The organism is Erwinia rhapontici (assembly GCF_020683125.1).
Classification (GTDB): Bacteria; Pseudomonadota; Gammaproteobacteria; order Enterobacterales; family Enterobacteriaceae; genus Erwinia; species Erwinia rhapontici.
In genome coordinates, this window is record NZ_CP085627.1 from 4003180 (window position 1) to 4016184 (window position 13005).

8 protein-coding genes are annotated in these 13005 nt (G+C 56.0%); 1 reads left to right on the forward strand and 7 read right to left on the reverse strand.

What is annotated here, in order from left to right; genetic code table 11:
• Positions 1-263: 263 nt before the first annotated feature.
• From LJN55_RS18470 to LJN55_RS18495, 6 genes are all read right to left on the reverse strand, one after another.
• Positions 264-1670 (reverse strand): efflux transporter outer membrane subunit, encoded by a 1407-nt coding sequence (locus tag LJN55_RS18470; protein ID WP_320443508.1) that lies wholly within the window; start codon positions 1668-1670, stop codon positions 264-266.
• Positions 1660-4788 carry an efflux RND transporter permease subunit gene (locus tag LJN55_RS18475; protein WP_227535018.1) on the reverse strand — a complete coding sequence of 1043 codons (3129 nt, stop codon included), beginning with the start codon at positions 4786-4788 and terminating at the stop codon, positions 1660-1662. Before LJN55_RS18475 ends, LJN55_RS18470 begins: the two co-directional genes overlap by 11 nt.
• Positions 4789-4801: 13 nt before the next feature.
• The gene (locus LJN55_RS18480) at positions 4802-5932 is read right to left on the reverse strand and encodes an efflux RND transporter periplasmic adaptor subunit (RefSeq protein ID WP_159337906.1); all 1131 of its coding nucleotides are present in this window, start codon (positions 5930-5932) and stop codon (positions 4802-4804) included.
• Positions 5933-6132: 200 nt separating this feature from the next.
• Positions 6133-6321, reverse strand: coding sequence for a toxin-antitoxin system HicB family antitoxin (locus LJN55_RS18485; protein WP_133846096.1), 189 nt, complete (start codon positions 6319-6321; stop codon positions 6133-6135).
• A 261-nt stretch (positions 6322-6582) separates the two neighbouring features.
• Positions 6583-8298 (reverse strand): penicillin-binding transpeptidase domain-containing protein, encoded by a 1716-nt coding sequence (locus tag LJN55_RS18490; RefSeq protein ID WP_227535019.1) that lies wholly within the window; start codon positions 8296-8298, stop codon positions 6583-6585.
• A 399-nt stretch (positions 8299-8697) separates the two neighbouring features.
• Positions 8698-10971 carry a molybdopterin guanine dinucleotide-containing S/N-oxide reductase gene (locus LJN55_RS18495; RefSeq protein ID WP_227535020.1) on the reverse strand — a complete coding sequence of 758 codons (2274 nt, stop codon included), beginning with the start codon at positions 10969-10971 and terminating at the stop codon, positions 8698-8700.
• 193 nt (positions 10972-11164) lie between these two features.
• Here LJN55_RS18495 and galR point away from each other — a divergent pair, with 193 nt between their 5' ends.
• Entirely contained in the window at positions 11165-12166 is a 1002-nt protein-coding gene (galR, locus tag LJN55_RS18500; RefSeq protein ID WP_133846100.1) for an HTH-type transcriptional regulator GalR, read from the forward strand.
• A 383-nt stretch (positions 12167-12549) separates the two neighbouring features.
• Here galR and LJN55_RS18505 read toward each other — a convergent pair whose 3' ends face one another.
• The gene (locus LJN55_RS18505; protein ID WP_133846137.1) at positions 12550-13005 is read right to left on the reverse strand and encodes a GNAT family N-acetyltransferase; all 456 of its coding nucleotides are present in this window, start codon (positions 13003-13005) and stop codon (positions 12550-12552) included.

Consider the following 13005-nt stretch of genomic DNA (forward strand, 5'->3'; position numbering starts at 1 on the left):
TGTGCAACATGCGTAGGTACGCCTACGTGAACACTGCATCATACGTAGGGGTCAGGCACGCCTGGCCCCTGCGCTAACACTGTGCAACATGCGTAGGTACGCCTACGTGAACACTGCATCATGCGTAGGGGTCAGGCACGCCTGACCCACAAAACCATCAATCGTTGTTGATAGTAATTCCTATTATCATCTATTTAACTGCTGAAATTCTATCCTCACCGCGTAAGAATTTCGTAATAAGTAAAAGATTTCATCTCATTCCTTCACGATTTCCATCCCCCTCCCAGTGCTTTATACAGCGTAATCTGCTGGTTTAGCTGCCCGAGACGGGTGGTAATCAATGATTGCTGCACCGCATACAGCGAGCGTTGTGCCACCAGTACATTCAGATAATTGTCCACGCCTTCCCGGTAGCGCACGTTGGCAAAATCGAAGTTACGCTGGTTCGCGATTTCATCTAACTGACGTGCTTTCAACTCATCCTGGTAGGTTTCCTGCCCGGCCAGGGCATCCCCCACCTCTTTAAATGCCGTCTGAATCGTCTTCTCATAATCCGCAATTTGAATGCGTTTTTGCAGTTTGGCGATATCCAGATTGGCCGAGTTCACCCCGCCATCGAAGATGGGCAAATTGATACTGGGCCCAAATGACCAGGCGGCCGTGCCACCCGACAGCAGATGGCTAAAGGCCGCAGAGGTGGAACCTCCCGCCGCCGTCAGTGAAATGCTGGGGAAGAACGCAGCACGTGCCGCACCGATGTTGGCATTCGCCGCCTTTAACGTGTGTTCAGCGGCGATAATATCCGGGCGATGCGTCAGCAGGTCGGAAGGCAACCCGGCCGGCGTGGCCGGGAAGTTCCATGCTTTCTGCAAACGGGCGCCGGCCAGCAGACTGGCGGGCAGATCGCTGCCCACCAGTAGCCTCAGTGCATTAACATCCTGGCGTACCTGGCGGCTGTAGGTCGCAATATCCGCCTGCGCCGCACGTACCGCCGTTTCGGCCTGTACCAGATCCTGTTCGCTGGCCACGCCGCCGTCATAGCTGCGTTTCGTCAGATCCCAGGAGTCCTGCTGGCTTTTTGCCGTATCCTGCGCCAGTTTCAGCAGATCGTTATCGGAACACAGCGAAAGATAGCCAGAAGCCACTTCAGCAATCAGGGTGATCTGCGTTGCCCTTTGCGTGGCCGCGCTGGCCAGCCACGCTTCCAGTGCCTGATCGCGCAGGCTTTGCAAACGACCAAAGAAGTCCAGTTCCCAGGCGGTGACACCCAGGCTGGTATTCAGTTGGTGATACGTCAACGGTCCGCTGCTCTGCGTGCTATAGAGATTCCCCGGGAGATGCGTGGCGCTATCGCTGGCATTGAAATCAAGCGATGGCATCAGGGCGGCGCGATCAACTTGCACCTGCGAACGCGCCACCTCCACATTCAGCGCCGCCACCCGCAGGTCACGGTTGTTGGACAGCGCACTGGCGATCAGCCTGTGCATAACCGGGTCGGTAAAGAAGTTCTGCCAGCGGATGTCCGCGCCATCACCACGCACCGCCCCCCCCTGACTCTCGTAATGCGCCGCAACGGGTAAAGCCGGGCGATGATAGTCTGGGGCCATAGTACACCCCGTGAGGATCATCGTCAGAGGCAAGATCCCCTGGGAGAAAGACTTACGCATCATGTTCTTCAACCTCAGTTTTCGGTTTTTTCTTCGCGGTAAAACGCTGGGCAACCACAACGTAAAACATCGGCACGAAGAAGATGGCCAGGAAGGTCGCAGTGATCATCCCGCCGACGACGGCAGTCCCTATCGAGTGCTGGCTTCCCGCACCGGCACCGTGAGACATCGTCAACGGCAGCACGCCGAGCACAAAGGCCATTGAGGTCATAATGATTGGCCGGATACGCAGTTTCGCCGCCTCAATTGCGGCTTCCATCAGTCCTTTTCCCTGATTTTCATGCAGATCTTTGGCAAACTCGACAATCAGAATGGCATTTTTGGCAGCCAGTCCGACAGTCGTCAGCAGCCCCACCTGGAAGAAGACGTCATTTTCCAGGCCACGCATCAACACCGCAAGAATGGTGCCTAACACGCCCATCGGTACCACCATCAGCACCGAGAATGGGATCGACCAGCTCTCATACAGTGCGGCAAGGCAGAGGAAGACCATCAGAATGGAAATGGTATACAGCGCCGGAGTCTGTGAACCGGACATCTGTTCCTCGTAGGACAACCCATGCCAGCCAACACGAAACCCTTTGGGCAGTTTGGCGGCAATCTCGTTGACAGCTTTTACCGCATCACCCGAGCTATACCCAGGCGCAGGCGAGCCCATAATCTCCACCGATGAGGCACCGTTAAAGCGCTCATAGCGCGGTGAACCGTATTCCCATTTGCCACTCCCGAAGGCGGAATAAGGGACCATGTCGCCACTGGCATTACGGAAGTACCATTTGTCGAGGTCTTCCGGTGTCACACGCGACCCCGCGTTACCCTGCACGTAGACCTTCTTAACGCGGGCGTTATAGATAAACTGGTTCACGTAGCTCGAACCCCAGGCCGTGGAGAGCGTATCGTTAACATCTTCCAGGCTGAGGCCCAGCGCCCGCGCACGTTCATCATCAATAATCAGATGATATTGCGGCTCATCTTCCATCCCGTTCGGACGGGTAGCGAACAGGCGCTTATCTTTCGCTGCCATCGACAGGAATTGATTACGCGCGGCCATCAGTGCGGCATGCCCCTGGTTATTGACGTCCTGCAGGAAGAAGTCGAAGCCGGTCGCATTCCCCAGCTCCATAACGGCTGGCGGTACCAGAGCAAACACCTTGGCATCTTTGAGTGTGGCGAAGTGCGCCATCGTGCGGGCGGCCAGTTTCTGCACCGACTGCTCGCTGTTGCGCTGGTCCCAGGGTTTCAACAGCACGAAGGACATGCCGACATTTTCCCCACGCCCGGCAAAACTGAAGCCATTCGGCGAGAAGACCGATTTAACCTCAGGTTCGTTCTTCAGCAACCAGCCACCAATGTCATTCAGCACCTCCTGGGTGCGTCCACTGGAGGCATTGGCGGGCAGCGTCACCTGCACCATCATCACCCCCTGGTCCTCATCCGGCAGGAATGAGGTGGGTACGCGGGTAAACAGATAACCTGTTGCGGCGATAATGGCCACGTAGATCACCAGGAACAGCTTTCGTTTGGAAATAACGCGACTCACGCCGCGGGTGTAATAAAGCGTCCCGGTGTCGAATTTACGGTTAAACCAGCCCGCCATCCCGGTGGTTTTATGCTCGGCAGAGGTCGCTTTCAGCAGCGTGGCGCAGAGTGCAGGGGTGAAAATCATCGCCATCAGCACCGAGAGCGCCATCGCAGAGACAATAGTGATTGAGAACTGGCGATAGATAACCCCGGTGGAACCACTGAAGAAGGCCATCGGCAGCAGCACCGCTGACAGCACCAGCGCAATTCCCAGTAGTGCTCCTTGAATCTGCTGCATGGACTTAATCGTGGCGGCTTTCGGATCCAGCCCTTCGTCGTGCATCACACGTTCGACGTTTTCCACCACCACGATAGCGTCATCCACCAACAGCCCGATGGCCAGCACCATTCCAAACATCGTGAGAATATTGATGGTGTAACCGCAGGCCGCAAGAATACCGAATGTGCCCAGCAGCACCACCGGAACCACCATCGTGGTAATCAGCGTGGCACGCAGGTTTTGCAGGAACAAAAGCATGACCATGAAGACCAGCACAATCGCTTCGATCAGCGTTTTCACCACTTCCTCAATCGAGGCACTGACAACGGGTGCTGTATCGTACGGGAAATTGACTTTCACCCCTTCCGGCAGGAAAGGTTTAATGCCGTCAACGGTATGTCGCACGCTGTTGATCGCATCCAGCACGTTACCGCCACTGGCAAGGCGCAGTGCAATACCGACCGACGGTTCACCGTTAAAGGTGGAGGAAATGCTGTAATCCTGTGGGCCAAGATCGATACCGCCCACGTCACGCAGGCGCACCTGTGAACCATCAGCATTGACCTTTAACAGAATATTTTTGAACTGCTCCACTGACTGCAGACGGGTTTTCCCGACGATAGTCGCACTGAATCTTGCGCCCGACACCGTCGGTAATCCGGCGGGTTTACCGCTGGAAACCTGCACGTTCTGCTGGCTGATCGCCGTAGTGATATCGCTGGGAACCAGCTGGTATTTATACAGTTTTGCCGGGTCGAGCCAGATACGCATTCCGTACTCGGCCCCCATCACCATAAAATCCCCCACGCCGTTGCTGCGCGCAATCGGGTCCTGTAATTTCGACACCATCAGGTCAGCGAGATCGCCATTACTCAGCTTGGGATTACTCGACGTCAGCCCGACCACCAGCATAAAGTTGGCCTGGTACTTACGGATGTTGATCCCCTGATTCACCACTTCGGTCGGTAATTGTGATTCAGCCAGCGACACTTTGTTCTGCACCTGCACCTGGGCAATATCCGGGTCTGTGCCCTGATTAAAGGTGACGATGATTGACGCACTGCCGTCACTGTTACTTTGTGATTCGATATAACGCAGGTTATCCAGCCCGTTCAACTGCTGTTCAATGACCTGCACCACGGTATTTTGCGTCGTTTCTGCGCTCGCACCCGGATAGGCTACCTGCACCGAAATCGCCGGGGGGGCAATATTCGGGTACTGGTTGATGGGCAGACTCAAAATCGACAGTCCCCCCACCAACATCACCACAATAGCGATCACCCAGGCAAAGATGGGACGTTCAATAAAAAATTTAGACATCAGGGTTTCCTTGCTACTGCGCCGATGCGTCGGTGGTAGTCAGATTGACTTTCGAGGCGTTCGATGACCCACTCGTGCTGGCAGTGGTGGTCACTCGCGTTCCGGCCTGCACAGTTTGCAGCCCATTCACGACCACCCGGTCGCCCGATTTCAGTCCGGAATTCACCAACCATTTGTGACCGATCATCTGACCGGTGGTGATCGACTGCTCCTTGATGCGGTTGTCCGCGTCCACCAGGTAGACATAAGGCCGACCTTTGGTGTCATGCATGATCGATTCCTGCGGCACCAGAATGCCCTGTTCGGCGATCCCCTGCGGGAAACTGGCGTGGACAAACATGCCCGGCAGCAGTTCACGTTTCGGATTGGGGAAGATGGCACGCAACGTAACGCTGCCGGTGCTTTCATCCACCGTCACTTCCGAGAACTCCAGCCGCCCCTCTTGCGGATAGAGAGAACCATCTTCCAGCGTCAGTTTTACCGCCGCAGCATGATCTCCCACTTTTTTTAACAGCCCTTCGGCCAGTGCGCGACGCTGCGCGATGAGATCCAGTGACGAGGTACTGACATCGACATAAATGGGGTCGAGCTGCTGGATAAGACTCATATAACTGCTTTGCCCGTTGGTCACCAGCGCCCCTTCGGTCGACAGTGAACGCCCGATATGACCGGAGATGGGCGCCCGTACCTGGGTGTAATTGAGGTTAACGCGCGCCGTTTCGACATCGGCTTTCGCTTCACGCGCAGTGGCTACCGCGTCATCGTAGGTCTGTTGACTGATGGCATGAGCAGCGGCCAGCGGTTTGTAGCGCGCTGCCACTTTGTCCGCGTTGATCAAGGTCGCCAGTGCTTTGTCGTAGGAGGCTTGATAACTGGCGGGGTCTATCTGATAAAGCGATTGTCCCGCTTTCACTTCGCTCCCCTCCGTGAACAGGCGTTTAAGGACAATACCGCTGACCTGGGGGCGCACTTCTGCCGTGCGGATGGCCGTGGTTCGGCCCGGTAACTGTTTAAACAACGTGACCGGCTCACTGTGTAAGGTGCTGATACCGACCTGAACGGACGTGTCTTGAGGCGGGGTCGTGGTCTGGTCGCAGGCGGCCAGCAAAAAAAGCAAACTCGCGGGAAGAATCCTTAAGCGCATGGTGAAGTCTCAATTAGATAGCTTTAAAATTAATAACGAGAGTGATTACTCTCATAAAAGAAGGGCATTATAGAGGGTGCAAAAATCTGGCTGTGTTAAGTTTCCGCTAAGTTCTTTATCGAAACGCGACGAGTAAGCTTCTCGTGCCGCATCGGTTGGCGGATGCTGATAGCTGTTGCCTCCTGCAATTAATGCCCTGGTTAACCCAGTGGCTCAACGCCCCTCCTTCTGAGTTCACGCCGGGCCAGATCCTTCAGCCAGCAGGCGAGCGTCACATTGTCATTGTCGGTGATCATTCTCAACTGATCGTGCAGCTGAGGGTGGATGCGTAGCTGAAAGGCTGCTGAACGACCGCCAGTTTTTGGCGTCCTGTCTTTAAGTTTCGGCATATTATCGGTTCCTGAAGGTCAAAAACGCCCCCCGCAGCGCTACCAACACCTCAGGGGGCTGACACGACACAATGGAATGCGTTACTGCACCGTGGTGTCCCACCTTAGCCCTTTGGCCTGTGCTTATTTTGTCGATTCGTGTACGCACCACAGAAAAGTTGTCAGTAAAAGAAACTAACAGGATAAAATGGTGAAATAGAGATTGAAGGGGTAAAAAAAAACCCACGCAAAGGCGTGGGCTGGCGGTGTGACTCTGAGGGATCAGCCCGGATGGTAAATCGCATCCGGGGCGATATTCATATGCTTCAGTACCGGGCCAATAATGTTGCCGAATACCGGGGCGGCGACCGATCCACCGAAGTGATCGCCTGCCGTCGGATGGTTGATCATAATCACCAACGCCACCTGCGGGTTACTGGCGGGAGCCACTCCGGCGGTGTAGTTGATATAGCCGCCATCATATTTGCCGCTGTCGCCCATCTTTTCTGCCGTACCGGTTTTTATGGCCAGACGATAACCCGGCACAGCAGCACGCACCCCGCTGCCGCCCGGTAAGGCATCACTTTCCATCATATGCACGACGGCACGTACCGTGTCTTCATCCGCCACGCGGCGGCCCGCCACAGGCGGGCTGACCTTCGTGATGGACAGTGGCCGATAAACACCAAAAGACCCCAGAGTGGCGTATTCTCGCGCAATCTGCAGTGGTGTCACGCGCAGGCCGTAGCCAAAGGAGAAGGTCGCACGCTCGATATCGGCCCAGCGCTCACGGTGCAGCGGGAAGTAGCCCACGCTTTCCCCGGTCAAACCTAATCCGGTGGGCTTACCGAGACCAAACGCATGGTAGGTATTTACCAACACCTCTGCCGGCATCGCGAGGGCAATGTGCGACACGCCAATATCACTGGATTTTTGCAGAATACCGGTCATGGTCAGACGCGGCCAGTGGCCAACGTCGCGGATCAAGTGGCCATTGACGCGATAAGGCGTGGTATCCAGTACCGAATCCGGGCGCACCAGTTTACGTGCCAGCCCTTCCATCACCACCAGCGGTTTCACCGTTGATCCGGGTTCAAAACTGTCATTGATGGCCGTGTTGCGCATCTGCGCAGGGGAGACATCGACAAAGTTGTTGGGATTAAAGGACGGATAGGACGCCATTCCGAGGATCTCCCCGGTATCGATTTTCACCAACACCGCCGCACCCGAGTCCGCTTTATTCAGGAGCACCCCATCACGCAGTTTGCTGTAGAGGGTGTACTGATCAAATTTATCAATGCTGAGCTGCACGGTAGGAGGCTGCTGTGGCGGTTCATAGTTGATCATCGCAACGATATTGCCACTGGCATCCTGACGGTATTTTTCCACGCCGGGTGTGCCCTGCAGTAGCTTATCAAAGCCCTTTTCCAGCCCGGTCAGCCCGGCATTATCCGCCCCAACAATACCGAGCAGAGGGGCCGTTGCCTCACTCATCGGGTAGTAACGACTGTCGTCGTAAACCGTAGTGATCCCGGTCAGATGCAGCTTGACGATATCTTTGGCAATCCCTAATTCAATTTTGCGCCCGAGGTAGAGAAAGCGGCGTTTCGGGTTGGCATTAATCTGCGCGGCAAGTTGCTCAGGGCGTTGCTCCAGCGCATTGGCAAGATACTGCCACTTGGGGCTGGTAAAGTCAGGGTGCCCTTCCAGCACACGTTGTGGGTCGGCAATCACATCGCGTGAAGGCACGCTTAACGCCAGCGCTTCGCCGTTACGATCCAGCAGCGTTCCCCGGTTAGTCGGCAGGGTGACGGTACGCAATGAGCGTTCATCGGCCTGTTTTTCCAGCATCGGATGGTTGATCAGCTGTAAATCGGCCACACTCGCCAGCAGAAAGACCAGGCAAGCGAATACCCCCAGACAGACCACCCGAAAGCGCACAGGGTTGAACGTGGGTGCAGGCTGAGATTTCGCCGAGTTTCGTTTAAACGGGGGCATGTAGGTTCCGGTACGGGCTGGGAGATAACTTGCTGGCAGTTATACAAAAAATGGTGTGGAGATGACAGGGAAACAGTGTTTCAGATCGTGAGTGAAACAGCCGGAGAACAGCCTGAAGCGCCTTTAAAAAAGAAAATAAAAATCAGACAGTTAAAATAAAAACCCCGAAAAAATGGCAAAAAAAACCTGCGCATCTGCGCAGGTTGGTGAAACAAAGCGTTAAAAACTTTTTGATGTTCACCCATCAATACCTCTGGGACTTGAACTGTAGCAACCCTGCACGTTAAGCCGCTACTCAGGAATCGCAACAGTTACCCGCAAAATGTAACCAGCTATGTGATTTGTAGGGTTTTATGCATGTCTCCCACAGAACGGCACACCTGGCTCACGGTGAAATGCTCAGGCAGTGACATCCGCTTTTCTGATCTCCACCAGGCAGCTCATAGCATTCGGCCCCTGGGTCAGGGACGAGGTGCCAATATCCAACGTCAGCACGTTCGGATTCCCGGCTTGGTCGTAAGGTTTCCAGGCTTTACCGAAGCCCGGATTAAACCATGCCCCGGTGGCAATCAGTACCACCTGCGGGCTCACGCCGTCGCTGATGCGCACACCCGCCTGCATGATGCCACGATCGTTACTGACCTCAATCACATCGCCATCGCTAATACCCCGCGCTGCGGCATCCTGTGGATGCATCAGCAAGGTTTCACGTCCGGCCGTTTTATTCGCCTGTACCGATGGCGTGGCGTCCATCTGGCTGTGCAGACGATCATGCGGCTGAATGGAGATCATATGCAGCGGGAAACGCTGGCCAATCGGCGCACCCAGCCACTCCTGCGGCGGCTGCCACTCCGGGTGTGGGCCAAAGTCTGGCAGCTGATACCCGGCAATGGTTTCTGAGAACAGCTCGATCTTACCGCTGGCGGTTTTAATCGGGTGAGCAACCGGATCGCGGCGGAAATCGTCCATAAATACCCAGCCCTTCTCAGAAGGCGGGATCTCCACATGCCCCTGCTGCCAGAAGGTGTCGAACTCCGGGAAATCAATGCCTTTGCCATGATGCGCCACCGCGCACTGCTGGTAGAGATGCTCTATCCACTGGCGCTCGTTACGGTTTTCCGTAAAGGTATTGCGATAGCCCAGACGCTCGGCGATATCGGCAAAGATATCAAAGTCGTTGCGTGCCTGATGCTGCGGGTTAATCGCCTGGTGCATCGCCAGCACAAAGCGGTCTTTTGACGATCCACCAATATCATTGCGCTCCAGCGAGGTTGTCACCGGCAGGACGATATCGGCCATCTGTGCTGCGGGCGTCCAGACAATATCCTGCACAATCACTGTGTCCGGGCGCTGCCAGCCTTCCACCAGACGATTAAGCTGCTGATGATGATGGAACGGATTTCCGCCTGCCCAGTGAACCAGATGAATATCAGGATAGGTGTGCGTTTCCCCCTGGAAGGTATATTCCGTGCCGGGGTTCAGTAACATATCGCTGATACGCGCCACCGGGATCGCCAGATCGGCAATCGGATTGAATCCGGCAGACATCAGCGGCGATGGCCCTTCCGTTCGCGGGTTGCCTACGCTGTTCATCGAACCGTGGCCAAACGAGAATCCGGCGCCGGGCAGCCCCGGCTGACCCAGCATGGACGAGAGCGCAATCATCATCCAGTAAGGCTGTTCGCCACGATGCGCGCGCTGCACGGAATAAGAGCAGGTAATAAAGCTGCGTTTACCGCACAGCTGTTTTGCCAGCAGAGCAATACGCGCCGCCGGAATGCCGGTGATCTCGCTGGCCCACTGCGGTGTTTTCGCCTGGCCGTCACCCTCACCCAGCAGGTAAGCACGCAGCTGCGGGTACCCCACGCAGTGGGATTGCAGGAAGGCGTTATCGACGGCACCCAGGCGTTCAATTTCATAGCCCAGGGCCAGCATCAGGGCCACGTCCGTATTCGGGCGGATAGGGATCCACTCGGCGTTAACAAACGCCGGGCAGTCATCGCGCATTGGGCTGATATTCACCACCGGGGTGCCTTTCGCCGCCAGTTGAAGCAATGCTGGCTTCAGGCTGTGCTCCCCTGCGCCCCCCGAAGCCACCTGGCTGTTTTTCAGCGCCAGCCCGCCAAAAGCGATAAAAATCTCACAGTGTGAAACCACGCTCGGCCAGTCGGTCACGCGCCCGGTCAGCGGCATGTAGGTGCCAATCACATACGGCAGGAAGAACTGTGCCGCGCCCCAGCTGTAGTTGCCCTGCTGGTCGATGCCGCCACCGCCCAGATTATAGAAACGTCGGACCAGAGTACGCGCATGGTTAACGCGTCCGGCAGAAGACCAGCCGTAAGAACCGTTGAAGATGGCGCTGGCACCGTAACGATCGCGCACGCGGCGATTCTCTTCAGCCACCAGGTCCAGCGCGGTGTCCCAGTCCACTTCAACAAAATCTTCACGTCCGCGCAGGGTGCGGTCACTCTTTTCACGGGATGCCAGCCACGACCGACGTACCATCGGTTTACGGATACGTTTATCGGAGTAGACCAGTTCGGGGATGCTGTTGAGCATCGGTGACGGATCCTGATCCGCGAAAAAAGGCTCACAGCGGAGCAGTTTCCCGTCTTCAACTACGGCGCTAAAGGCACCCCAGTGGGCAAGATGTGGCACTTTTTTAATCGTCATGACAGGATCGACTCAGCAGGTATTTTTCTGGAAACTCAGAATATCATTTTTCATCCTGCAGCGGCACAGGCCGTTTATCGATCGGCTTTGCGATGGCTGCGACATTCTGCGGGGCGATGCAGGCTTGCAGTCACTGGCGCTTTCCGCAACACTAATGGCAATGTAAACGCTTACCCAGGAAGACATTTAACGAATGGCTACGATAAAGGATGTTGCCAGGCTCGCGGGCGTTTCGGTGGCGACCGTGTCGCGTGTGATTAATCACTCCCCTAAAGCCAGTGAAAGTTCGCGCCTGGCCGTAACCAGCGCGATGGAGTCCTTACAGTACCACCCGAACGCCAATGCACGGGCGCTGGCTCAACAGTCGACGGAAACCATAGGTCTGGTGGTCGGGGATGTTTCCGACCCGTTTTTCGGTGCCATGGTCAAAGCTGTCGATTCTGTCGCCTGGGAAACCGGTAATTTTTTGCTGATTGGTAACGGTTACCATAATGAGCAGAAAGAACGTCAGGCGATTGAGCAACTGATGCGTCACCGCTGCGCGGCGCTGGTGGTCCATGCCAAGCAGGTTCCTGATGCCGAGCTGGTGCCGTTGATGAAGCAGATCCCAGGGATGGTGCTGTTGAACCGCGTGTTACCGGGTTTTGAAACCCGCTGTATTGCACTGGATGACCGTTACGGCTCCTGGCTGGCAACGCGCTATCTGATCCAGCAGGGACACACTAACATTGCCTATATTTGCTCAACGCATTCCATTTCTGACGCTACCGACCGCCTGCAAGGCTATTACGATGCGTTGAAAGAGCACAACTTACCCTGTAATGACCGTCTGGTGGCCTTCGGCGAACCGGATGAAGTGGGCGGTGAACAGGCGATGACAGAACTGCTCGGCCAGGGAAAAACCTTCAGTGCCGTAGCCTGTTATAACGATTCGATGGCGGCGGGTGCGCTGGCCGTGCTGAGCGACAATGGCGTGCGGGTGCCGGAAGAGATGTCGCTGATTGGTTTTGATGACGTGCTGGTTTCACGCTATGTGCGGCCGCGTCTGACCACGGTGCGCTATCCGATTGTGACGATGGCACAGCAGGCGGCGGAACTGGCACTGGCGCTGGCGCACAATCAGCCACTGCCGGAGATTACGAATCTTTTCAGCCCGACGCTGGTGCGGCGTCATTCGGTCGGAGCACCGCAGTAAACAGGGACGAGGCATGCCTCGCCCCTACGGGTACGTCCTCCGATGACGTAGGGGTTGGGCATGCCCGACCCGGTGTACATCCACCGATGATGTAGGAGTTGGGCATGCCCGACCCGGTGTACATCCACCGATGACGTAGGGGTTGGGCATGCCCGACCCGGTGTACATCCACCGATGACGTAGGGGTTGGGCATGCCCGACCCGGTGTACATACACCGATGATGTAGGGGTTGGGCATGCCCGACCCGGTGTACATACACCGATGATGTAGGGGTTGGGCATGCCCGACACGGTGTACATCCACCGATGATGTAGGGGTTGGGCATGCCCGACCCGGTGTACATCCTCCGATGACGTAGGGGTTGGGCATGCCCGACCCGGTTTTATTTCAGCGCCTTATGATACAACCGTACCGCCGTCGCCGGATAATCCAACGCATCGCCCATATACTGCCAGCCAAAACGCTCGTAATAATCCGCACAGGCTGAATAGAGATACAGATTCGCATCACCGCGTTGATGACAACAGTCAATCACCGTCTGCTGGAGCTGTTCGCTTAAACCCTGCCCCCGGTAACTTTCATCGACGTACAGCGCCGCCAGCCAGGGAAACAGATCCTGGCGACTGATCAGATCGCAGCGCCATAATCCCACGGTACCCACCGGACGATCGCCGTCCAGCGCCACAAAGGTCAGCGGCAGATCGGCACCGTGCAAACTGCTGTCGATCACACTGGCAAAAAAGTCGCGGCTGTTATCGCTGCCAAATGCCCGCCACTGCCAGTCGATAATCGTCTCGCGGTGTTCCGGCACGGTAGTTAACGGCACAATGCGCAGCAA